This window comes from Vibrio sp. 1562, assembly GCF_033340155.1.
Lineage (GTDB): Bacteria > Pseudomonadota > Gammaproteobacteria > Enterobacterales > Vibrionaceae > Vibrio > Vibrio alginolyticus.
In genome coordinates, this window is the sequence record NZ_JAWOVY010000002.1 from 254,302 (window position 1) to 277,371 (window position 23,070).

Annotated in this window: 18 protein-coding genes; 8 read left to right on the plus strand and 10 right to left on the minus strand. The window is 44.7% G+C overall.

All coding sequences use genetic code 11. The features are described from left to right. Positions 1 to 27 precede the first annotated feature (27 nt). Positions 28 to 1,653: an ABC transporter substrate-binding protein gene (locus R7Z49_RS02885; RefSeq protein ID WP_186585567.1), complete on the minus strand. Its 1,626-nt coding sequence runs from the start codon at positions 1,651 to 1,653 to the stop codon at positions 28 to 30. A gap of 141 nt (positions 1,654 to 1,794) precedes the next feature. Between R7Z49_RS02885 and mpaA the strand changes: the two genes are divergently transcribed. After that, the gene (gene mpaA, locus R7Z49_RS02890) at positions 1,795 to 2,505 is read left to right on the plus strand and encodes a murein tripeptide amidase MpaA (protein ID WP_186585566.1); all 711 of its coding nucleotides are present in this window, start codon (positions 1,795 to 1,797) and stop codon (positions 2,503 to 2,505) included. Between the two features lie 19 nt (positions 2,506 to 2,524). Here mpaA and R7Z49_RS02895 read toward each other — a convergent pair whose 3' ends face one another. Further along, positions 2,525 to 3,376, minus strand: a complete 852-nt coding sequence (locus R7Z49_RS02895; RefSeq protein ID WP_033907250.1) for a MurR/RpiR family transcriptional regulator — start codon at positions 3,374 to 3,376, stop codon at positions 2,525 to 2,527. 242 nt (positions 3,377 to 3,618) lie between these two features. Between R7Z49_RS02895 and murQ the strand changes: the two genes are divergently transcribed. From murQ to R7Z49_RS02910, 3 genes are all read left to right on the plus strand, one after another. After that, on the plus strand, positions 3,619 to 4,521 hold the full coding sequence (murQ, locus tag R7Z49_RS02900; RefSeq protein WP_186585565.1) for an N-acetylmuramic acid 6-phosphate etherase: 903 nt from the start codon (positions 3,619 to 3,621) through the stop codon (positions 4,519 to 4,521). A 28-nt stretch (positions 4,522 to 4,549) separates the two neighbouring features. Then, positions 4,550 to 6,004: a PTS N-acetylmuramic acid transporter subunit IIBC gene (gene murP / locus R7Z49_RS02905; protein WP_318111311.1), complete on the plus strand. Its 1,455-nt coding sequence runs from the start codon at positions 4,550 to 4,552 to the stop codon at positions 6,002 to 6,004. Between the two features lie 148 nt (positions 6,005 to 6,152). Beyond that, a complete protein-coding gene (locus tag R7Z49_RS02910; protein WP_186585564.1) occupies positions 6,153 to 7,208 on the plus strand; it encodes a porin in 1,056 nt (351 codons plus the stop codon). Between the two features lie 208 nt (positions 7,209 to 7,416). On the opposite strand, the gene R7Z49_RS02915 is transcribed toward R7Z49_RS02910, so the two are convergent. Then, positions 7,417 to 8,328 carry a LysR family transcriptional regulator gene (locus tag R7Z49_RS02915; RefSeq protein ID WP_054700560.1) on the minus strand — a complete coding sequence of 304 codons (912 nt, stop codon included), beginning with the start codon at positions 8,326 to 8,328 and terminating at the stop codon, positions 7,417 to 7,419. An 88-nt stretch (positions 8,329 to 8,416) separates the two neighbouring features. On the opposite strand from R7Z49_RS02915, the gene catC reads away from it, so the two are divergent. Further along, a complete protein-coding gene (catC, locus tag R7Z49_RS02920) occupies positions 8,417 to 9,076 on the plus strand; it encodes a type C chloramphenicol O-acetyltransferase (RefSeq protein WP_042522290.1) in 660 nt (219 codons plus the stop codon). 56 nt (positions 9,077 to 9,132) lie between these two features. Here the strand turns inward: catC and R7Z49_RS02925 are convergent, their stop codons facing one another. From R7Z49_RS02925 to R7Z49_RS02940, 4 genes are all read right to left on the minus strand, one after another. Further along, positions 9,133 to 10,812 (minus strand): DUF342 domain-containing protein, encoded by a 1,680-nt coding sequence (locus R7Z49_RS02925; protein WP_186585562.1) that lies wholly within the window; start codon positions 10,810 to 10,812, stop codon positions 9,133 to 9,135. A 251-nt stretch (positions 10,813 to 11,063) separates the two neighbouring features. After that, a complete protein-coding gene (locus R7Z49_RS02930) occupies positions 11,064 to 13,091 on the minus strand; it encodes a tRNA(Met) cytidine acetyltransferase TmcA (protein ID WP_318111312.1) in 2,028 nt (675 codons plus the stop codon). 105 nt (positions 13,092 to 13,196) lie between these two features. After that, positions 13,197 to 14,171, minus strand: coding sequence for a ParB/RepB/Spo0J family partition protein (locus tag R7Z49_RS02935; protein ID WP_005374504.1), 975 nt, complete (start codon positions 14,169 to 14,171; stop codon positions 13,197 to 13,199). Between the two features lie 7 nt (positions 14,172 to 14,178). Next, positions 14,179 to 15,396 carry an AAA family ATPase gene (locus R7Z49_RS02940; protein WP_005374503.1) on the minus strand — a complete coding sequence of 406 codons (1,218 nt, stop codon included), beginning with the start codon at positions 15,394 to 15,396 and terminating at the stop codon, positions 14,179 to 14,181. 1,237 nt (positions 15,397 to 16,633) lie between these two features. On the opposite strand from R7Z49_RS02940, the gene R7Z49_RS02945 reads away from it, so the two are divergent. Continuing rightward, positions 16,634 to 18,604 (plus strand): replication initiator protein RctB domain-containing protein, encoded by a 1,971-nt coding sequence (locus R7Z49_RS02945; RefSeq protein WP_005374502.1) that lies wholly within the window; start codon positions 16,634 to 16,636, stop codon positions 18,602 to 18,604. Between the two features lie 289 nt (positions 18,605 to 18,893). Here the strand turns inward: R7Z49_RS02945 and R7Z49_RS02950 are convergent, their stop codons facing one another. Genes R7Z49_RS02950 through R7Z49_RS02960 form a run of 3 tightly spaced genes read right to left on the minus strand, consistent with a single transcriptional unit; the run spans position 18,894 to position 21,144 of the window. Next, positions 18,894 to 19,361, minus strand: a complete 468-nt coding sequence (locus R7Z49_RS02950) for a transcriptional regulator (protein ID WP_186585560.1) — start codon at positions 19,359 to 19,361, stop codon at positions 18,894 to 18,896. Beyond that, positions 19,361 to 20,293: an ATP-binding cassette domain-containing protein gene (locus R7Z49_RS02955; protein ID WP_318111313.1), complete on the minus strand. Its 933-nt coding sequence runs from the start codon at positions 20,291 to 20,293 to the stop codon at positions 19,361 to 19,363. The genes R7Z49_RS02950 and R7Z49_RS02955 overlap by 1 nt, the downstream gene beginning before the upstream one ends. 2 nt (positions 20,294 to 20,295) lie before the next feature. Further along, on the minus strand, positions 20,296 to 21,144 hold the full coding sequence (locus R7Z49_RS02960; RefSeq protein WP_186585558.1) for an ABC transporter ATP-binding protein: 849 nt from the start codon (positions 21,142 to 21,144) through the stop codon (positions 20,296 to 20,298). Positions 21,145 to 21,505: 361 nt separating this feature from the next. On the opposite strand from R7Z49_RS02960, the gene R7Z49_RS02965 reads away from it, so the two are divergent. Continuing rightward, positions 21,506 to 21,703: a PA3496 family putative envelope integrity protein gene (locus tag R7Z49_RS02965; protein ID WP_005374493.1), complete on the plus strand. Its 198-nt coding sequence runs from the start codon at positions 21,506 to 21,508 to the stop codon at positions 21,701 to 21,703. A 238-nt stretch (positions 21,704 to 21,941) separates the two neighbouring features. Then, on the plus strand, positions 21,942 to 23,003 hold the full coding sequence (ribA, locus tag R7Z49_RS02970; RefSeq protein ID WP_017635221.1) for a GTP cyclohydrolase II: 1,062 nt from the start codon (positions 21,942 to 21,944) through the stop codon (positions 23,001 to 23,003). Positions 23,004 to 23,070: the final 67 nt, after the last annotated feature.

Here is a 23,070-nt window from a genome sequence, read left to right on the forward strand (position 1 = left end):
CTTCATATTTATCGCTTGTTTTGAGCGCTACTTCTTGATGTAGAGGTCTTTCGAGTAGATACGACCTTCTACGTTGCTCTTGGCAAAACCGCCAACCGTAGGACGAACCAAACGCGCTTGCATGTAGTAGTAAATCGGTGCGATTGGCATATCCGCCGCCAACAATTGCTCGGCTTGCTCATAGAAACCTTGGCGCGCTTTCTCATCGGTTGCGGCCAATGCACTGTTCATCGCGTTGTCGTACGCTTCATTGCTGTAACGTGCAAAGTTACCCGAAGAACCTGAGCGAAGTAAGCTCAGGAAAGTAGACGCTTCATTGTAATCACCACACCAGGAAGCGCGCATCACATCGAAATTGCCTTGTTTACGCGCCACTAAGTACGACTTCCACTCTTGGTTTTCTAACTCCACGTTTGCACCGAGATTTTTTTGTAGCATCGACGCTATCGCAACCGCGATCGATTTGTTTGCCTCACTGGTGTTGTACAACAATTTAAAATCGAGCGGCTTGTCTTGGCTGTAACCCGCTTCTTTTAACAACTGACGCGCTTTCTCGTCACGTTGTTGCTGACTCCACTTACTGTATTCAGGCGGCGTCGCATCAAACCCTGCGGTGTACTGATGCGCAAAAGTATAAGCAGGAAGGTTGCCCACTTGCGTGACACCATTCGTAATCACATCGCGCATGATGGAGTACGACACCGCTTGACGCACTCGCACATCATCAAATGGCGGACGAGTGGTATTGAACGCGTAGTAATACGTGCACAATAATGGCACCACCGTGTAAGCCTGCTTGTAATCTTGTTTAAGTTTCTGCGCCATATGAGTCGGCACATCTGACGTGATATCCAGCTCTCCTGCCGCATAACGATTGATCGACGCGTTTTGGTTTTCAAACGGAATGTAAGTCACTCTGTTTAGATGCGTATCTGCGCTGTCCCAGTAACTTGGACTCTTAACCAGTTCAATGCGCTCATTCACGGCCCACTTATCCAATGTGAATGCACCGTTACTAACAAATTGGTCTGGTTCGCTCCACGGCTTGTCGCGGTTTTCCACTGTCGCTTGATGCACTGGCATCATGGACGTGTGCCCAGTCATAGCAACAAAGTACGGCACTTGACTGTCCAACTCAAAACGTAGGGTGTATTTATCCACTGCCTTGATACCGAGATCGTCCAAAGGCTTTTTGCCCTCTGCTACATCGGTGATGTTTTTGATCTTGGTGAGTTTGAGATACCAAACATTTGGAGAAGCGGTTTTCGGATCTACCGCTCGGCGCAGTGAATAGACAAAATCATCCGCTGTCACAGGCTCGCCATTCGACCATTTCGCGTCTTTGCGCAAGTGAAAAGTAAAGGTTTGGTTGTCGTTGGTTTCCCATGATTCTGCCACACCGGGAATAATGTTTCCGTCACGATCTTGAATCACAAGCCCTTCAAATAAGTCACGAATCACATGCATTTCTGGCAGACCTTCGGCTTTCGCTGGGTCAAGCGTCGCCGCCTCTGCGTCATTCGCACGTACTACATGCTGTTCTGCGGCAAGTTGAATGCCTTTAGGTAAGGTCTCCGCAGCAACTGATGTAGCAAGAAAAGGGGTGAATAAAGAGGAAATCAGCAACGCCGTTGAATGTTTTTTAAAATCCATATCGTTTTTCGTTCTCCTAACGCGTCTTGTGAAGCAAGTGCCACAATTAACATTTCAACCGTTGACGAGTTTAAACGGTTCAGTTTAGCTAGGTGTAATTAGCTTAGATATTGATACTACTTCATCAATCAGGAGATTACGGTGAGTCTAATTCCAAGAACGGAAAGAGCGGCATTTTTAATTCGGCCAACATCATACGGTCAATCCGTGCTTGGTGCGCCATTACTGTATTTTCCGGCTCAAGTCGAAAGTGCTTCGCGAGGTTTGATTTTGGCAGGCACTCACGGGGACGAGACGGCCTCGATTGCAGGTTTGTCCTGCGCGCTAAGAAGCTTGCCTGCTGAAAACTTACGACATGATGTGATTCTGTCAATGAATCCTGACGGCAACCAACTAGGCACACGCGCAAATGCAAACCAAGTGGATCTCAATCGCGCGTTTCCAACCCAAAATTGGACTGAGCATGGCACAGTGTATCGATGGAGCTCTCACACACCCGTTCGAGACGTACAGGTGAAAACTGGCACTAAAAACCAACTAGAGCCTGAAGTTAGCGCATTAATTAACTTGATTGAACTGCGCAAGCCAAAGTTTGTGGTGTCGTTTCATGAACCGCTTGCGTTTGTGGATGATCCCAAACATTCCAACCTCGCCAAATGGCTCGGCGAGCAGTTTCAACTGCCAATCGTTGACGATGTCGACTACGAAACACCCGGCTCATTCGGCACTTGGTGTAGTGAACGTGATTTACCTTGCATCACGTTGGAATTACCCGCGATTTCTGCCGATCTCACCATTGAAAAACATCTCTCTGATTTTATTGCTTTGCTGAGGCACGATCCGGATCTCTAGTCCGCTGTTAAACAAGCGATCATGTGAGGATCTGTTTGATGTCGGTACTAATATCGCTGATCAACTGACGGGCACTGTCGTCTCTTTGCTGAACCAAGATGATAAACAGCAAATCGGTGATCACGTTTTGCGCGGTACGCGAAGCAATGGATGAGCTGCGATGTTCCGTTTCATTGGCAATCGTATCAAACGTAATATCGGCAATACCGCGCAAGCGACTTCTTCCAGGCGCAGATAACGCAATCACCTTCGCGCCCTGCTCTTTTGCCGCTTCTGCCGCGACGAGAATTTCTTTGCGCTCACCCGAAAACGAGATTGCGATCTGAACATCTTCTGGAGAGAGCGTGCGGGCAACAGCAATCTGCACGTGGCTGTCTTGTTCAGAAAGCGCCGTAATACCAAGTTTAAGCAGTTTAAAGCTTAAATCCTTCGCGGTCAGTGCAGAGCCCCCAATCCCGACCACTTGCACTCGACGCGCTTCACTCAACCATTTCACCGCTTGGTGACACGCTTCGTAAGACAGCGTATTGGTGGTTTGAAACATAGCGTCGGTTTTCGCTTTCACCAGTTTCTGTGAAATAACCGCAATGGGGTCGTCAGCCAAAATATCACTGTGCAGCGGTGTCGACTGCATCGCATGCTTACGGCCAATCTCTTCATTCAGAGCTAACTTAAACTCGCTGTAACCTTTAAAGCCGATACGCTGAGTAAATTTCACAATGCTCGATTGACTCACTTTTACTTGCGCCGCAAGTTCTTGGCTGGTGAGCAGCGCCGCCTTTTCTGCGTTTTCAACAATCCAATCGCCAACCAAACGACCACTTTGCGAAAGCTGAGTACGCCTCGCGACTATCTTATTGATAACTGACACAACAAAAACCTCAAAAATTTTAAATAAATTATTCCAAATCAGAAATAATAGGCGTTTGATTTAACCCCCTGATTATTCTAACCAAGACAGTTAATCCCGGACGTAATAGACGTATATTTTCTCTCATTATTCCAAATTTCTCCTGCATAAAGAATAACCTCAAGTGTGATTTTTATCACCAAACCTGAATATTTTATTCCATAAAATCGCCCTCAGATTGAACATTACGAAGAGTGCAAAACATGAAAATTGATTTAAGCAGATTGGTGACAGAAAGCCGTAACCCAGCCAGTGCCGAGATCGATACGCTTTCGACTATCGAGATGCTGCAAGTCATTAATGAAGAGGATCAAAAAGTCCCGCTCGCGGTAAAAGCGGTGCTACCACAAATTGCAGAGACAGTTGACGCAATTACCCAAGCTTTTGCAAATGGTGGCCGTTTAATTTACATGGGAGCTGGTACGTCAGGTCGCTTAGGCATTCTTGATGCAAGCGAGTGTCCTCCTACCTACGGCACGCATCCAGATATGGTGATTGGCTTAATTGCTGGTGGACATCAAGCAATTTTAAAAGCGGTAGAAAACGCAGAAGACAACGCGAAAATGGGTCAAGACGACTTAAAAGCACTTCACCTCACCAAGCATGACGTGGTTGTAGGCATTGCAGCGAGTGGCCGTACACCTTATGTACTAGGTGGTTTGGACTACGCTAAATCCATCGGAGCCACGACCGCATCTATCGCCTGTAATCCAGAATGTGCCATGGCAGAAGCGGCCGACATCGCGATTCTGCCGATAGTTGGCGCAGAGGTTGTCACTGGATCTTCTCGCATGAAAGCCGGCACCGCACAAAAACTGGTGCTAAACATGCTCACGACAGGCGCAATGATTCGTAGTGGTAAGGTATTTGGCAACTTAATGGTGGATGTAGAAGCCACTAACGCCAAGCTCATACAACGCCAAACCAACATTGTTGTGGAAGCAACCGACGCATCAAAAGAAGAAGCAGAGCGAGCATTAAATGCCTGCGGTCGCCACTGCAAAACCGCCATCTTAATGATTTTGGCCGAATTGGATGCCGAACAAGCCAAATCACGCCTCGCCGCGCACAACGGCTTTATTCGCGCAGCACTAAATAATAACTAAATAATCCGAGTTCTGAAGGATAGACCCTATGGCAAAAATAACTTCAAACACAGTATCGCAGTTGCTGTCCGCAGTGGGTGGCAGTAGCAACGTAAGCAAATGTGGTAACTGTATGACGCGTTTGCGTTTATCGCTCGCCAACAATGGCTTGGCTGATCAATCAGTTATCAAGCAAATTCCCGGCGTAATGGGTGTGGTGGAAAGCGATGAGCAGTTTCAGATCATTCTCGGTCCCGGAAAAGCTCAACAAGCGGCTGAGATGATGAATCAACTGATCGACAGCTTAACCTCTGGTGACAGTGAAGAAGCAGATATGCCGCAAAAAGATCTTTCTGCCGTCGCAGCCGAGCAGAAAAAGCAGATGAAGAGCAAACAAACCAGTGCAGTTCAGCGTTTTTTAAGCAAGTTTGCCACTATCTTTACGCCGTTGATCCCTGGTTTTATTGCCGCTGGTTTGTTGCTAGGTTTTGCGACGTTATTGGAACAAATGTTTGTTCTCGACCAGACACCAAGCCAGTTTATGTTGGATTTGATCGCCTACATGAAAGTCTTTGGTAAGGGTCTGTTTGCTTTCCTAAGTATTCTGATTGGTTACAACGCGCAGCAAGCGTTTGGCGGCTCTGGTGTTAATGGTGCCATTCTCGCCTCTTTGTTTGTGCTGGGTTACAACCCAGAGGCGACATCCGGCATTTACTCTGGCATGAACGAGTTTTTCGGCTTTGCGATTGATCCGCGCGGCAACATTATCGGCGTACTTTTGGCAGCGATCATCGGTGCACAAGTCGAGCGTAAGGTTCGTCAATACATGCCTGATGATCTGGACATGATCTTAACGTCCGTTATCACTCTATTGATCATGGGTGCGGTAACCTTCTTGCTCATCATGCCGATCGGCGGCGAGTTATTTAAAGGGATGTCTTGGTTGTTCCTCAACTTAAACGATAACCCATTAGGCGCTGCAATCTTGGCAGGTTTGTTCTTAATTTCGGTGGTATTTGGCATCCACCAGGGTTTTGTTCCAGTGTACTTCGCATTGATGGAAGCACAGGGCTTTAACTCGCTATTCCCTATCCTGGCAATGGCTGGTGGCGGTCAGGTTGGCGCGTCAATGGCGCTGTATTTCAAAGCCAAAAAAGACGCTCTACTGCGCACTCAAGTTAAAGGCGCTATTATTCCGGGTCTTCTAGGCATTGGCGAACCATTGATTTACGGCGTGACATTACCACGCGTAAAACCATTCGTTACCGCTTGTATTGGTGGTGCTGCGGGCGGCTTCTTTATCGGTTTAGTTTCTTACCTTGGCTTACCAGTTGGTCTTAATACGGTGTTTGGCCCGTCCGGCATCGTGGCGATTCCTCTCATGACATCTGAAAATGGCATCTTCCCGGGCATGATGGTGTTTGTTGCCGGCCTGCTTATCTCTTACATCGTCGGCTTCCTCGCGACTTACTTCTTTGGCTGCAAAGACGTCGATTTAAGCTAAATCATTCTTCCCCTATAGGAATGGACTAGCTCGCGCCCTTGGCAAACAAGGGCGCACCCTCTCTCTACTTCACGACAATTTTTCTTATTCCGTTACTCGGAAGGGGCTTTGTCGTACCTAAAACAATAGAAATGAAAGGTCGTTAATCATGAAAAAGCACATTTTGGCTCTACTTCTCCCAACATTGATGGTATCAAACGCAATGGCAGCGCAGCTGTATCAAGCGGAAGATGGGTCAGTTTTAAATATTTACTCTCGTCTTGGTTTCAATGTCACCAGTAAAAATGATGAGCACGGCGATGCAAATGGCGAGTTTGATGGCCGTATTGGTTTAAACGGTTCACAAACCATCAACGAGTACGCGTCGATCATCGGCCAAGCGCAATACCAAGTGGGTGCCGCTGAATACGCAAACCAAGTAAACGACAAACCGTCTCTGACCGCACGTTATGTATGGGCGGGTATTGATGCGAAAGATTATGGTCGCATTACTGGTGGTCGCGTGGCATCTGGGTTGATTATGTTTACCGACATTGGTGATGTGTTCGCCTCTTCCGATGTTTCTATGGCGCGCCAAGCGAATAAAGTCGACAAAACCGCGACGCAAGTTTTCCGTCAAGATGGCACGCTGCAATACCAAAACAACCTAGGTAATTTCGATTTTTCTGTCGCGTACATTTTAGGAAACAACACTTCTGAGCTCGACTACGGTTACAACACTGCACTGCGTTATACGCTAGACATGGGAAATTTGGGTACCTTGGCACCAGTGGTGGCGATGCAGAAGAATAAAGGTGATGCACGTGAAAGCAACGACACCGATTACACATTCTGGGGCGCAGGTACGCGTTACTACCTAGGTGATTTGATGTTGGGTGCGTTGTACTCGGAAGATGAACTAGAGGGCTATTACTCACAAACCAGTACCGACAAAGTGATGGAATTAACGGCGGTTTACAGTGTAAATGACAAATGGGTACTGCGTGCTGGTTATCGTTCTTTAGAAAACAGTGATGGTGACGAGCTAGAGCTGAAAGATACAACGCTAGAAGTGCAATACAAACTGACGCCTCGTTCTTCTATCTACACAAACTACGTTGATCGTAACGGCTCGCGTGGCTACAGCAATGGACAAGAAGTCTCGTTTGGCGGTGCGCACGCAGACGAAAGCTACTACCACTTAGGTCTACGTTACGAGCTGTAAGCACGATACTTAATGTAAGTTAGCTGAATCCATGAGCTTCTTCTGTGTCCGATCAGTAGTTATTGCCTTTAATGCTGATTTGAAGAAGCTCACCCTCGCCATATGTTTTCTTCGTTACCTGTTTTAACAAACACGCCTGCATCAGGGAAGCTGGTGACAGTGTTTTCGCATTCCTTTGCTTCCACAATTGTTGCTGAGTTTGTTGTCGCTATTCGCCGACAGAATATATGTTCCTAAAGTGATCAATGAACGCTCGCGTTCTTCTTGGTAAGTGCTCACGTTTTGGGTAAAGCAGATAAAGCGGCAAAATCGCATCCGTTTGCCATTCTGGAAGCAAACTCACGAGTTGTTCTTTTTGTGCAGGTTCGAGTTTAGCCAATGCAAATTCATCTAACATGGCTACACCACAGCCAGCCAAAGTAGCATCCAACATGGACTGGACAAGATTAAAACTCAGCGTACTTTCTAACTCAATGCTGCACTGCTGTTGAGTTTGCTTATGCGTAAACGTCCACTTGTCTAACACCAAGTCACGACTTTTATAAAGGATGTGCTCTAAGTCACCAAGCTCCTCTGGCGTACTTACATTTGGTTTATCAGCTAAATACGAGCGATGAGCGATCGGTTTACAGTGTAAAGTGCGTAGCTGATGGCCGACGTATCCCTCTGGGGGAGTATCGGTAAAGTAGAATGCGATATCAAACCCAGCCTCAATCAAGTCGAGAGGTGTCTCTGTGAAGATCACTTCAACACTCACTTGTGGATGTTGCAATCGAAACTCGATCAATGTTTGGCTGAGTAACGCAGCTCCGAAAGAAGCGGACGCCGCTATTCTCAATTTTCCCGATACGATCTCGTTTGCCATGACTTGCTCATTGATCTGCTCAGCGCCTTCGAGCAGTTGCTTTACCTGCTGATAAAACCGCAAACCATCGTAGGTCAAATTAAACTGGCGCGTAGTTCGCTGAATAAGCTGCACCGACAATATGTCTTCAAGCTGTTTAAGTTGCCGACTTACATGCGCATTCGAACAATTCAGTCGCTTTGCTGCACCAGCAATACTTCGTTCCTCACACAAAGCGACGTAAAGTGGTACGTAGCTGAGCCATTTTATTTCCATACAGTAATTCTGAATCTCTAAAATCAAACTACTGGAAATAATAGAAAGCCTCTAAACTCTGTACAACCTAAATTTGAAAGGATGAGTTATGAGTGTTTTCGACACGTGGTTAAAAGGTCAAGTCATTAAAGATCACATCACTAATCCCAATATCATCGTTGGCGATTACAGCTATTACTCGGGCTTCTATCATCAAAAAAGCTTCGAAGAGCAAGCGGTACGCTACTTGTTGGGTGACCCCGTCACACTTCAAGAATGGCAAAGTAGAGAACCCGATAGCATCGACAAATTAATCATTGGCAAGTTTTGTTCCATCGCTTCTGGAGCCACCTTCATGATGGCAGGAAACCAAGGTCATCGCATTGACTGGATTTCGACCTTCCCCTTCTCTCCTGAAGACTTTGGAGAAGGCGTACAAGACGGTTTCGAGCGTGCCGGAGATACAGTGGTGGGGAATGATGTTTGGATTGGCAGCGAGGCGATGATCATGCCCGGAGTAAACATCGGCGATGGAGCCGTCATCGGAGCACGCGCAGTAGTGACGAGAGACGTCCAACCTTATTCGGTGGTGGTTGGAAACAACCAAGTCGTACGTCAACGATTCAGCGATAAAGAGATTGAAACTCTACTCAATATCCAATGGTGGAACTGGCCAATAGAACACATTAAACAAGCAATGAAAGTAATGTGTAGCAGCCAAGTCGGTGCGCTTGCGGACTACTATCAAGAGCACATTGTCGATTTGTAGATAAACAAAAGCCCACACATCTTGTTGCGACGTGTGGGCTCAGTGAGTAAGAAAGCTTAAACCGCAGCGACGTCCTCTTCTTCCAAGTTCGCCGAGACTTTAATTTCGTATTGATTGAAACGGAACGAACAACCGCCATGAGTGCGCTTTGTCGTTACCTGCTCGTCGCCAAACTGCACCGTCACGCGTGTGAAGACACGCTCTTTGGCTTCGACAATATTTTCTTCTAACGCGACTTCAAAGTCGTGTTCCGTTTGTTCTAGCTTTTGCTTTATCGCTTCAAGCTGCTCGTTGTTTTGTGTTTTCATCACGTCAATCTGAGCTTGTTCTTCGTCGGTACGTTCGGCTTTAGGACGTTTCTTAAATTCGAGCTCTTTACGAATCACATCCATCGTGCCTTCTTGAGCGCGTTTGTATTGTTCTTTAAGCTCTGCTAATCGTTCCTTAAATGCAGAATAGCGTGCGAACGCTTCTACCTTAGTGGCGGTGTCGCCTTCTACGCCCAATTGTAAGCACACCACTTTGCCACCGACTTTTGCATCTCCGCCGCTGAGCGTGCCGTTCCTACCGTTCGCGTCTAGCACCGTCAGATTGCGCCCACAAACAATATCGTTATTCATGCTGTGCACCGCCAACTCAATATCTTCGCCGGCTTGCAAATCACAATATTGGGCGTAGCTGGCACGAATCGAACCTTTGGCTTTGACGTGACAACTCTTTGGCTGGCCATCACTCACGGTATGGCCAATGATCCCTTTACCAACTTGGATGTCGTCTTGCGCTTGTACGTCAGCCGATTCAATGAAGCCGCCTACAGTAATAGAACCCGTCGCTTTAACAATCATGCCAGATTCAATGTTGCCACCGATAATCACATTCCCTTTGAATTTCACGTGGCCTGTATTCACGCCAACGCTATTGAGGCAGAGTGCGTTATCAACTTCGATGGTTTTGTCTTTAATCAGAGGCGTACCGGATACCGATGCAATCAATAGGTTTGGGTCTTGCTTGCTTATCTCGGTGCCCTTGCCTGGCTTCATTGGGCTGTCTTTTCCGGCTTGTGGAGGAATCACTCGCCCTTGAACAGTAAAACCAGGCGTACCTTTGGTCGCAGGCGTGCGGCGCATCACCTCATCGCCTACGTCAACCGCGATAGTTTCACCGAGGTTACGTAAATCAATTTTGTCGCTAGCAGATTGGCCGTCTTTGGGTTTGAGGATGCGTTTGGTGATGTCTTTAACGAGAGGAGTAAAAAGAGCGTCTTTGCCTTTGATAGGTTGCTTACCAACCGCTACAGGTTGAGAAAAAGTTTCGCCGGGTTTGAGCTGAGTGCTGACAACCAACACTTTCTTCAAAGCCAGTTTGTTGATGCCTTTCGAAACTCGCGCTTGAGCAAGGGCTTGAACAATCTCGGGGCCACGTAAACCTCGGCCTCCGTACGCACCGACAACGTTCATACTGGCGAGCATGTCATTATTCGATAATTCGACCTCAACTTGCGCGTTGCGTTTTTCCGCAATGACGATGCCTTCGTAAGCTTCGTCTTTACGTTCTTTGGCGCAGTTAATGAATCTCACGACTTCCCCCTCAACAACAAACATCCTTTCAGCGTTCATTGCGACGAGCAGCTCGTTTAATTCATTTTGATTTAGCTCACCACCGAGGTCCACTTCTCCCGGAAGACGGGCTATCACCTTGGTCTTATCTTCAGATAACTCAAGACACAGCTTCCACATACCCTTACCACTTTGCTTCCCATCAACACTTTCAGTCTAACCAAATCCGTTTTCTGAACAAACCTCGCATTTCTTATTATAGGGCTCACGTCACTAAAGAAAGTAATCCATCAATAACGGTTAAACAGCATATTAAGAGAAAACTCGATTTAACCTAAAGCTCAATCAAGATACACGCTGAAACAAAAAGGAGCTGGATTTACAGTGTAAAATCAGCTCCCAATAATTTCATTTACAGTGTAAATTTCCCTTTATTGTTTACAGTGTAAATCGCTCCAAATGTGTCTTACTTCGTCCCTTAACTGCTGCTCAACTTGCCTTCTTCCAGGTAAACCAAATTGCTGAGCACATTCAGTCCAACTACGGTTAAGAAAAAGCTTACTAATCATCAAGTCGGAAGCAGAGTTCAAACCTAAATTAAGTAACCACTGTTGAAGCCACACAGACACAGACTCATAACTGTTACCACCATCAGCATAACATTCAATTAGTAATAACTTAGCGGGATGAAGTGGACTCATTCCCAAAGGTTGCGACAATAGAGCTCGAAAAATAGGGGCTTCTAATTTTGGATAGACGTCAGCCACATTGTTAGACAACATTTCTTCAAATAGCGCCTGAGATTGGTCGACCCAAGCCGTCTGTTGGGAATCACAAGGTTTGACCATCAAGACTGAATAACAACCGCTAGCAGCATCGCGCATTGACCCTAAGCGAATTGTACGGAAGTTCGATTGTCGCCAGAAATAGAGCAACTCTTCCGTCGCACCAAAACTCGTGGATAAGTAGGCAATGTGTTTAGCAGCCATTTGCTCAAGTTGCTGCAGAATTTTTTGACCAATGCCTTTGCCTTGCAATGCTGGATGAACCGCAATTCTCATGACTCGCAGCGTCGATAGATTCGCGACATTCGGGAATCCTAGGTGGTTTGCAATCGTAATTGGGGCTAAGTGTCCTTTAGGACGACGCTTACCAAGCTGGATTTCTTCAATCAATTCATCGTCAAGGCCCCCCTCTTCGACCGCTAATATCACCCCCACAACCGCATTATCTTGCTTAGCAAAATAGAGCTGACTGTTGTCGTCTTGCAAAAGGTGAATCAAATCATTCGGCGAGGTCTGATAATGAGCATTCACCAAAAGAGCGAAGCACTCACGCAGCAAACTAGGCTGCGATATCAAATGGTTCTTATCGGCTTTAGAAAGGGAAATTGAGTCGACCTGTTTAAGTTGATGGTGCGTTAACTCCGCATCCAACAAAAACGCGTCATAGAGCCATGATTCAAGCGCATCATTCATGCTCCAGCGGATGGGCTGTGTCATGTGCCATGTTTTCATTCCCGAACGCTGTTTCTGAAGCCAATCAACAAATTTAATCGTAAAGCCCCGGCCACAACCTTCATAACCATGAACAGTCGTAGAAAAAACGAGTCGATGATAATGTTCGGTAATGCTTTTGAGCATAGGAACTGGAATTGCAGCCGCTTCATCGACAAGTAACAAATCACATTCAGGTCTGCTCGATAGAAGTTCGTCAGGAGCAATGAATTGAATGGCTCCCAGCCCTGATTCTAATCTGTCCTTCCTAATACGCTGCGCATTTGGAAGTAGCCGCAAAGCATGTTGGTAAACAGGCTCAACGGCTTTTATAGATGGTGCGGTAATTAAGATTCTAAGTGGCTTCTGCTGTAATAAGCTCGCACACGCAATGCCGAGGGCACTTGTTTTTCCACGTCCACGATCAGCGGTCAAAATTAATGGTCGCTTTCGATGTCCTGTCACCACCTTTTCAATTAGAGAAATGGCATGTTCTTGTTCCGTGTAGTGGCTTTCTTTTTCTGCTTGCTTGATGTCTGGAGCCGTTGGCAATGGTTTGTCTTGCTCAATAACAACGAGCTTCTCCCATTGTTTGTGCATCCATTGCTGAGCAAAATTCGCATTTTGTCGCAGCTCAGTAATGACAATAAGAAAACCGCCGCCAACCAATGAGCCAAGCGCGGCGGTAAAACTATTGGCGTCAAAGCCATTTCGAGCATCAAACAATAGAACGTCACACTCTCTGCCTAGCAACATGTGCCCTTGTTTAGACGAAACACTGGATACGTTTTTCAAACCAAAATCACCAACAGAAAACCAACGTTGATGGCGCTGCGTTTTATGGAACTCTGACATCAACGCATTTTGCCAAGAAGCCTCGCCTTGAATGACAATACCAATCCTTTGGAAAGATTGGTGAGCTTGATGTTGAAGTGATGAAAGGAAATCAGATTGTGTCTGCATTTTGTCTATCCAACGTTGAACTGACGCAATGGTATCACATCTTTAATTTGACGCTTCTCAGATATAAAAAAACCGCCCGGAGGCGGTTGATTCAATCATCATTTGTTATTGCAGTTTGGTTTGTACAAACGCAAGAATCTCTTCCATTAAGCTGTCGTCAACTTTCTTCAAGTTCAACGCCAGGCTGCTACCTTTTCGGCTATAGCTTGCTCGACCTTTAACTAAGTCGACTTTTTCCGTCTTCTTACCAGGTTTTGCTGGTGCAAGTTCAGTAATCCAATTTTCGATGCTTTCCGTGACTTCTTTTGTCAGACGAGCAACGCCTTGAGCTGTGCTTCGCTGCCATAAAAACCCTTCGCTAGAGCGACATTTATCTAACAGCTCTTGCTGCTGCTCTGGCGTCAGCGTTGAAAACTGTTTGTGCAGTTTCACGATAGTTGGACGACCGAGATCGCCAACATTCGGATACGCTTGAAGCAGTTCTAACGGTAATGCTGCGGCTTTTAAAGCGCCACTTACCAACGCTTCACTGCACTGGAACATTTTTGCCAATGCTTTCTGATCTTCAGCTTCACCACTATCAAGCTTAGCCTGCATCTCTTTCCCTTTTTCATATAAAGAGAGCGGCTTGTGAGCATTTGCCACATCAGACAAAAACTTAGCATGGTCAGTATTAATGTTGTCAGCAACATAAACCAAAAAGTCTTGTTCAGCGAGGATACAAGACATGCGACGACGGCTACCATCTAAAACTTCGATCTTGCCATCTTCAGTTCTACGACCCACAGCTGGATATTGTTGGCCACGCTCTTTGAGTGTGACTAAAACATCAGATAAAGCATGTTCGTTTAAGAACGATTGCTCACGAGCGTTATCAACAAATACTGTTGTTTCTGTCGCAACTTTATTTGCAGGAATACGCACAAGTTCAAACTGAACAATATTTTCACCTGCAACTGCTAGTTCAATCGTTTGAGCTTTCTCTTTTGCCGCAGTTTGCGCCTCTTGCGGAGTCACAACACGACGCTTATTCGTTTTGCCAAATAATTTCGCGTTTAATTCAGACGTTTTCAAAGCCATTTACTTATTACCCCTGATTCAATGACGGCCAATTAGAGTGCAGCACACGCTCTAATTCCAGTGCGCTTTTATGAACAGCGTCTTGCGCGGTAGCTAGTGTCTTCTTACCGCCTTCAAAATCGCTTACTGTCAGATCAAATACTGTGCTGTAGGTATCGGCACAGGTTTCAAACGCACGGCTACGAGGAATAGTAGCCATCATAACTTGGTCACCTAGAAGATAGTTCATTTCAGTTAAAACAGAAACTTGCTTCTTATTGTCGTCCTCAAACATGGTTGGCATCAAGCGAACAAACTCAAGACCATTCCAGTCCTCCGGGAACATTTCATATACCGTAGGCAAATGCTGGAAGAAGTTTACTGTTGAAGCCCAATCCAGACGCTTAGCCGCACAAGGAATTAGCAAGGCATTTGATGCATACATAGCATTCCATACTAATGGGTCAACGTGTGGACCGGTATCAATCATAATGATATCGAAGTCATCAGCAATTTTATCAATCAGTTGCTCTTTCAGCAGACGGACGATATCGAGTGATGGGTCTTCAGATAGCGTTTGCCATGCTTCCGCATTAAACATCGCGTCTTCTGGAAACGCTGAAATCGACTTTAAGTTCGGATATTGCGTTGGCAGCAATACGTTTTTACGTAAAAATTCACTGTCAATTTCCACACCATCAGGCACGTTACCCAACATAATGTCTACCGCAGAATAGATATTATCATGCTCTGCCATGCTGATTTGCGGGTTGAGGAATAAACGTAGCGAGCCTTGTGGGTCTAAGTCGATTAAACAAATACGGTATCGTTTATCCAAATTTAGCGCTAAACATGCCGCTAAATGAACCGCGGTCATTGATTTACCTGTACCGCCCTTTTGGTTCTGCACATTAATAATCCAAGGTTTGTTACCTGAATTCTTTTTACGCTCATGAAATTTAGGCACTTCAGCCGCATCCATGAGCATGTGTGCTTCTTCTAACGTAATTGAATAATGATTCGCGTTGTTTTTAGTAAATTGATGCCCAGCGGCTTCCATTTTACCAATCGCGTCGTCGAGCTTACGGCGAGTTAGACCAGAACGGGTTTCCATCATCGCTTTCGACATTGGTGGGAAGTAGTTATCGCTTCGCTCTTCTAAAACAATTTCAATACGGTCAGCTTGAACCTGCTGAGTCAGCTCCGCTAACTCAAGAAGGTTTTCAATCGTTTTTTCTCTTTTCATGCCAAATTCCGTTGGAAGGATTTATAATTGCAATTGTACAGCAGTAAAGACCAAAAACAACAAAAAGGTGCACGAACATTTTGAATTACCATCACATAAAAAAACACCCAAATCGACGCTTTTATGATTTATGGTCAAAAAGATAACTATTTTTAATCAAATAATCTTCTCATAAGTGGACACCTAAACTTAAAAATAAAAAGTGTTACAGCGTCACTCATTTACAATGTAAATCAATTTTCTACCGGAACGATTATAATCTTAAGCTAAATTACGGGTTATGTTAGACCAACCTAATTTAAACGATAAATAGTAAGTAATATCGGAACAATAAAGACCTGAACACCTTGATCATGTCTCCGAGCAAAATAGGGCAGTTCCAGCGAAACATCTATGGAAGTATGATCAAGGCATGCTTATGATCATGCTTCCGTGTTAATAAGCAAATCCGAAAGCATGATCATGGAAAAATAGAGCAGAGTACGGTGTAAACACGCAAATAAAATAAGATCCATTAATCGGAAATATGATCAAGCCTTAGAATCTCTCGGAAGCATGAGTTTTCTTCTCTGATTTACGGTTGAGTGCAGACAGAACGGGGGATTGAGCAGAAATTGACGTTATAGAAGCCGGAACAATGAAATTGCTCAAGTTGCTATGATAAATCACGCTCTCATGATCATGCTTCCTGTAAATAAGCAGAGACTAGGATTTACTTCTAAATATGAGCGACTTGAATGTATTTTAATCAGATGAGTGATATCTCATCAATATGGGCGCCAGAACGATAGATATATTGGCTCTTGATCATCGATCCGAGTATAAATAACATCACCAATGCACAATATAATCATCGTGAAGATCATTATTAAATACTGCATCTGTGGATAACCTGTAAAAACATCATGATCATCGTTTCAAGACTCTTTTGATCATCTTTTCATAACCTTAATGATCATGCTTACGAATAAATATGATCATGCTTTCAGGTTATTGTTGATCATACTTTCAGACTTCTTATGATCATAGTTCCGAAACACATGGAAATAATAGTCTTATAGAACAAAAGCTTAGCGAGAAATTTCAAGCCAGATCATTAGATCATATAATCAATTAAGATCAGATTAATCAAAAAGATCAGTTATTTAAAAACAATCTTTTTTCTTTATTTATGATCTGTTTTTCTTTATTCTTCGGAACCATAGCACAACTACGGCTAGTGTGATCTGGATCTAAAATGACGGCTGATGAAAAAATTCTGATTAAAGCACCGAGAAGCCACAAAGATGGCCATCTTTTTGAGGTACATGAATCCTCTGCGGATTGGGTAGAGCAGTACCAACATTTCAAAGGGGTGACCAAAAGCATCTTAGAGTTGCTTAATCTGATCTCATTACGAGGCTTCAGCAGCAAGGATGGTTTGGTTTCAACCACAGAGATTGTGGAAGCAACAGATGGGCAACTCACACGTGCAGCCCTGCAACAACGTTTGCGCGCGGCAGTAAATATTGGTTTATTTACTCAAACTCCAGTGCGTTTTGAAGAGGGACTTGCTGGTAAAACGATGCTACATAAATTTGTGAATCCCAATCAGCTTATATCTGTGTTGGGAGCAACAAGTCTCGTTACCGACAAAGTTCGTCAGAACGAAAAACAAAAACGTTCGAAAGCATTGGCTCAGACTCAAGTAAACAAACGTTTGTTGAATGAGCACGGGTTAAACACACCTCCCACGATGAAAGATGAAGCCGATCAATTTGTTGTATCTCCAACAAATTGGGCTGGGATCATTGACCAAGCACTTGCGCCACCAAGAACTCGAAAAAGTTATCAGAAATCCATGGTGTCGATCTCTGGCACTAAAGCCGTTATTGAGACGCGATCATCCAAAAATATCATGACTGTGGATGATCTCATGACCCTGTTCGCTCTCTTCACGTTAACGGTTCAGTATCATGATCATCACAAAGATCAGTATCAGCTTGATGCTGCTCACGTACCAAACAAAACGCCGCTATACATCACTGATATTTTGTCGCTCAGAGGCAAAAAAGACAGTGGCCCAGCTCGTGATTCCATTCGCGATAGCATTGATCGCATTGAATTCACTGATTTTCAGCTCCATGAACTTACGGGACGTTGGCTAAGTGAAAACATGCCAGAGGGCTTCAAAAGTGATCGTTTTCGTTTTCTTGCTCGAACCATCACGGCCTCTGAAGAGGCACCTGTGGAGGGAAGCGATGGTGAAATTCGTATCAAGCCAAACTTATATATTTTAGTTTGGGAACCTTCGTTTTATGAAGAGCTGTTAACGCGCGATTATTTCTTCTTGTTTCCGCCAGAGATCTTGAAACAACATACTTTGGTGTTTCAACTGTACTCTTTCTTCCGTAGTCGCATGGTTCGTCGTCACACGGATTGCATGCTACTGAGTGAGTTAAATCAGAAGCTTGCACGTAACATTGAATGGCGTCGGTTCTCCATGGATCTGATCCGTGAGCTGAAACGCTTGTCAGACGGCAAAGGGACAGACGATCTTTTTGTGGTGAACTTATGGGGCTATCACTTAACGATCGAAACTATGATCGAGAATGATAAAGTGATGGATTACCAGATCGACATCAAATGTGACGTCGAAGAGGTGTTGCGTTACTCACGTGCTCGTACAACCAACGCAGGAAAGCGTAACATGGCGCCTACGCTGCCAAACCCACTTCGTAATGAGATGGTAACCCGACAACAGCTTGAGGAGCTCTCAGGCATCATAGACGGCGAATTTGAGCCCATTCAACGCAAAGCACCGTCTCCAAGAGGAAATTTAGGGCGACGCGTGAAGCAAAGAAAACATTTGGTAGAGATCAATGCTGATGAGATCACCATTACTCTATCTAAATATACCTCACCAGAGGCTCTAGAACGCAGTATAACGGCTTTGTCTGCGATGACAGGGCACTCGTATGCCTCAATCAAAGAAGAGTGCTCAGATTACATAGAGAAGCTCGATTGGCTAAGGGTAGGGGATGAGCCGATTCCTTATGAGACATTAAGTAAAACCGTCGAGCTGTTTAACACCCAGAACGATGTTAAGCATCTTACCATCGAGCGCTTGATTGCGGGGTTAGCGGTGCGTCGGAAAGTTTGTCGTCAAATCTTCGATGGTCACATGGATGAAATGGTATTTCGTGCCTTGGATGAAATGGCGATTTAAAAGTGTCGCTTGATGTGTATCAAGCTATAGGTGTGATGTATCGGTTTGAAATGTAACAATGTCTTTCGATGATAAAAAACAGACTTAACTCTTACAAACCACTGACATTAGAAGCCAAGCCTAATACTACTATTTATCCCGAATAGACAACCTTTTGTCCTTTCTGATGATTAATAGATTGGCTCATATTGTTACATTCATTCTGAATAGACTTCGCGAGTTTCTCCTCAGGAAACTCGCTTTTTTTTGCCTAAAATTCCGCTAATTAAGCCTTGATCATTTTTCCGGACTAATGAGGTAAACCTTGATCATGCTTCTTGGATTCATTCCAGTGTAATGAACGCATCAACGCAACATGTGATTCGATTAAGCTATGGGCTTGTTCCTGCCACTTGTTTTGATCACACTGCCGATTACAAAACTCTAACGCCACAACGGTGAGATGCTGAAGTCGTCTCAAACACCAATCTTTGATCAGAATATCAGTCGAGACTTGGCATGCTGCTTGTTCAAGCTTTGCACTCGTATAAAGCAAGGTTTGATATGCTTTCTGAGGGTCTTGGTAGCTTGCATGTTGAAACACGCGTAAACATCCATCCAACCAGCAAGCAATCGCTTTACTTTGAAGATCACTCAATTCGGGTCCAAACACGTCATCAGGCACCTGATATAAGATCGTTTCTAATTTTTCTACTTGATCATGTTTCCGCTGTTCGTACCACATGGCGATTTGATCTTGCCAAGTACTCAAATCCATTACGCTGCCTCAGTCCATTGTTTTACATAGTGATTTGGCCCTATTTGATCAAATTCGTCGACAATTATGCTGCTACGTTGACGAATTTCATCGGCATCTATCGAATAGTTTGGCTCATTTTTCACTAAGTTACCAAAAGGTAAGTCAGGATCAGGAACAGCAGAAATCAACAGCTTAGTATAAGGATGCTGCGGATTCTTAAGTATTGAATGAGTGTCGCCCCATTCAACGATTTGCCCTTTGTACATTACTGCGGTTTCTTCCGCTATGTAGTGCGCAGTCGCCAGATCATGAGTGATGTATAAAAAACCAATTCCCAGTTCTTGCTTCATTCGTTGCATTAAATTCAACACTCCCAAGCGAATAGAAACATCCAGCATAGACGTAGGCTCATCCGCAAGAATGATTTGCGAACCTACCGCTAGAGCCCTTGCTAAGTTTACTCGCTGACGTTGCCCACCACTGAGTTCGTGAGGGAACTTACTCAATGTCTCTTCAGGTAGTTCCACCAGCTTTAGAAGCTCTTCCAAGCGGGCTGGGATGTCGCGCTCGTTTTTGACTTGTTTATGAATTTTTAAAGGACGTGTTAGGTGATGGCGAATGGTATGAGTTGGATTGAGAGAGCCAAACGGATCTTGAAACACCATTTGTACTTTACTGCGATATTCTTGTAGAGCCGATCGTGACGTGATCTCATTTATGTCAGTGCCATTGAAAAGGATCTCGCCTTGCGTTGCTGGATAGACTTTGGTTATTAAACGAGCGCAAGTACTCTTACCGCAGCCTGACTCTCCAACCAAAGCCAAGGTTTTTCCTGCGTACAGATCAAAAGTCACTCCTTGAAGCGCACGAAAGGTTTCCTCTGTCGCTAAACCACCGCCCACTTTGAATTCTTTAATCACATTTTTCATTTGGATGATAGGCTGGCTCATGGTTACGCTCCTTGTAACTCTGGTTGTTTTTGGACGTCATGGATGTTTGGGAAAGAAGCCCATAGCTTTTGCGTGTAGGGGTGTTGAGGCTGATTGCGTATATCGTATGCTCGATTGACTTCGACGATTTCTCCGTGACGCATGATTGCAATTCGATCACATAGTTGGCTCATGAGTGCCAGGTCATGAGTGATAAAGAGGACTGAAAAACCGAACTCATCTCTAAGCTGATAAATTTGCTGTAAAATTTCTCTCTGTACCACTACATCTAATGCTGTTGTGGGTTCATCCATAATGATCAGTTTTGGATTTAGAGACAAAGCAATGGCTATCACCAACCGCTGACGCATTCCTCCTGAAAATTGATGAGGATATTCTGCTAAGCGTTCTCGAGGAATATTGACCAAGTCCAACAACTTTTCTGCTCTATCTTTTGCTTGAGCGTTAGTGAGGCCTTGATGGTGTCGTAACACATCTGCAAATTGCTCTTGTATCGTTAAGACAGGGTTGAGTGAGTTCATCGCGCTCTGGAACACCATGGCGATTTCACTCCACCTTAGAGCGGTCAGTTCAGAGTCTGAGATACTAAGGATATCTTTGCCATCAAACCATATTTTACCGCCAGAAATGAACGCTGGCGGCTTATGAAGACGATTTATTGAGAATGCGATTGTGCTTTTACCACATCCAGATTCACCGGCAAGACCAAATACTTCGCCTTTGCCGATATCAAAGCTGACGGACTTTACCGCATTAAAATCACCATTATCAGTGATGTAATCGACGCACAAATCTCGGATCTGGATGACCGGGTCATTGTGGTATGCATGACTTAAGTTAATACCATCCATATAAACACCTTACCAATCTAAAAGATAATTATTATCATTATCAGGTGTGGCGGTTTTTAGAAAGTATCAAACTATGAATCAGTGAAGTGACTCGAAAGTTAGGTGAAACAGGAAGTGGTGTAATGCGTCGTTGATAAAACTAAAGAAGAGCAGAATTGAGAGCTAGATCAGCACACTTTTCGTAGGGGGAATTACTCAAATTTAATCGTAAATTTGTCCCTTGGCAAAACTTAAATGATGAATCTATTAAGGAGTTAACGAAAGGGCGGGAGGGGTCACATTTCCCTACAGTTTTTCTTACCACCTTGTTCCGGTTTTGCTATAGATTACGCATCGAAAACATGGTGTGTTCGGAGGAAATATGTCCATTAATTCTATCGACCATGACGAGATGACCAACATCGCTCACAAATGGGAATTACCTGATGAGGAAACCGTTGTGAAGCCAGAGAAAACAGTGAAATCAGCAGAAGCCAGAAGACGCATTGAAGCGTTACGTGAGATCCGTGAAAGTGGGTTGACCATTGAAGAAGCAAGGGAGCTTGGCTTGATACACTGATCGCCTCAGGTTGGTTTAGCAACCCATAGGGTAGTCGACGGACTGCCCTTTTTATTTTTTCACTCTATTACTCTCTTATTCAAACCCTCCATTTATCTGTCTTGCGCCTCAAAAGCACGAGTTTCACACTCACGTCCCGTCCCGAAGAAGTTTGACAATCTGACCTTGTGTTACTAGATATATCAGTAGCGATATGCTTTTTGTTGATTATCGCAACCACAAAGCAAGGAGCGCAAGTATGGTTGATCAAATCCTTTTTTATGAGCCCGATGAACCCCACGGTTTTCTCTCAAATTTTTGCCATGCCCCAGTCAATATCTCCTCCCAAACTTGGCCCACCAGCGAACATTATTACCAAGCCCAAAAGTTTCTCGATGCTCAGTTGCAAAGTAAAATTCAGCACGCAAGCACCCCTGATGAAGCGTTTGCTTTAAGCCGTAAATACGAACACTTTGTCAGAAGCGATTGGGACGATATAAAGTTGGCTGTTATGGCTTTCATCGTTAGGGAAAAGTTTCTACAAAATCCACCATTAGCGCAGCAATTAATGAGAACGGGTAATGCTTGCCTAACAGAGCATTCTCATAAAGATGCCTTTTGGGGAGACGGGGGAGATGGTAAAGGAGAAAATCATCTAGGAGAGATTCTGATGAATGTTCGAGCAGAGCTGAGACATGTTGAGCCTTACAATCTCGTGAAGTTTATCGATAAAGCCAAATTGCCCACCCAGTGGGGCACATTTATGATGTACGGCTTTATTGAAGCCGCGACAAATAAAGAGCATCTTGCTCTGGTCTATGGCGAGCCAACAAAAAGTGCAGCACCACTTATTCGGTTGCATTCGGAGTGTCTTACCGGAGATGCTCTATTTAGCACGCGTTGTGACTGTGGTTTTCAGCTTAATAGAGCGCTACAAAACATCGTCAAAGAGGGATGTGGCGTGCTGCTTTATTTACGTCAAGAAGGGCGTGGAATCGGCTTGATTAATAAAATTCGTGCCTATCACCTACAAGATGATGGCGCAGATACCGTGGAAGCAAATGAGCGTTTAGGTTTTGCCGCTGATATGCGTGATTACGCGTTCTGTAAAGGAATGCTAGAGCATTTGGGGATTGACGCTGTGCGTCTAATGACGAATAACCCACGCAAGCTCGCCGCCTTAAAAGCGGTTGATATTAACGTCATTGAACGAGTGCCATTACAAGAAGGGAATAACCCAAGTAATCAACATTACCTGCAAACCAAGGCGAGTAAATTGGGGCACATGTTTGATCCTAAGTTTGTTAACCACACTAAGTAAGTGCTACAGATTTCCCAGAAACAAAAACGCCAACGTATCATCGTTGGCGTTTTTGTTAATGAGTTGA

Coding starts and splice junctions, on each gene's coding strand:
- R7Z49_RS02965 (WP_005374493.1), top strand. CDS start 21,506: ATGTCCATTAATTCTATCGACCATGACGAGATGACCAACATCGCTCAC.
- murQ (WP_186585565.1), top strand. CDS start 3,619: ATGAAAATTGATTTAAGCAGATTGGTGACAGAAAGCCGTAACCCAGCC.
- R7Z49_RS02910 (WP_186585564.1), top strand. CDS start 6,153: ATGAAAAAGCACATTTTGGCTCTACTTCTCCCAACATTGATGGTATCA.
- R7Z49_RS02935 (WP_005374504.1), bottom strand. CDS start 14,171: ATGGCTTTGAAAACGTCTGAATTAAACGCGAAATTATTTGGCAAAACG.
- R7Z49_RS02915 (WP_054700560.1), bottom strand. CDS start 8,328: ATGGAAATAAAATGGCTCAGCTACGTACCACTTTACGTCGCTTTGTGT.
- R7Z49_RS02960 (WP_186585558.1), bottom strand. CDS start 21,144: ATGGATGGTATTAACTTAAGTCATGCATACCACAATGACCCGGTCATC.
- catC (WP_042522290.1), top strand. CDS start 8,417: ATGAGTGTTTTCGACACGTGGTTAAAAGGTCAAGTCATTAAAGATCAC.
- R7Z49_RS02925 (WP_186585562.1), bottom strand. CDS start 10,812: ATGTGGAAGCTGTGTCTTGAGTTATCTGAAGATAAGACCAAGGTGATA.
- R7Z49_RS02955 (WP_318111313.1), bottom strand. CDS start 20,293: ATGAGCCAGCCTATCATCCAAATGAAAAATGTGATTAAAGAATTCAAA.
- R7Z49_RS02885 (WP_186585567.1), bottom strand. CDS start 1,653: ATGGATTTTAAAAAACATTCAACGGCGTTGCTGATTTCCTCTTTATTC.
- R7Z49_RS02950 (WP_186585560.1), bottom strand. CDS start 19,361: ATGGATTTGAGTACTTGGCAAGATCAAATCGCCATGTGGTACGAACAG.
- R7Z49_RS02930 (WP_318111312.1), bottom strand. CDS start 13,091: ATGCAGACACAATCTGATTTCCTTTCATCACTTCAACATCAAGCTCAC.
- murP (WP_318111311.1), top strand. CDS start 4,550: ATGGCAAAAATAACTTCAAACACAGTATCGCAGTTGCTGTCCGCAGTG.
- ribA (WP_017635221.1), top strand. CDS start 21,942: ATGGTTGATCAAATCCTTTTTTATGAGCCCGATGAACCCCACGGTTTT.
- R7Z49_RS02945 (WP_005374502.1), top strand. CDS start 16,634: ATGACGGCTGATGAAAAAATTCTGATTAAAGCACCGAGAAGCCACAAA.
- R7Z49_RS02940 (WP_005374503.1), bottom strand. CDS start 15,396: ATGAAAAGAGAAAAAACGATTGAAAACCTTCTTGAGTTAGCGGAGCTG.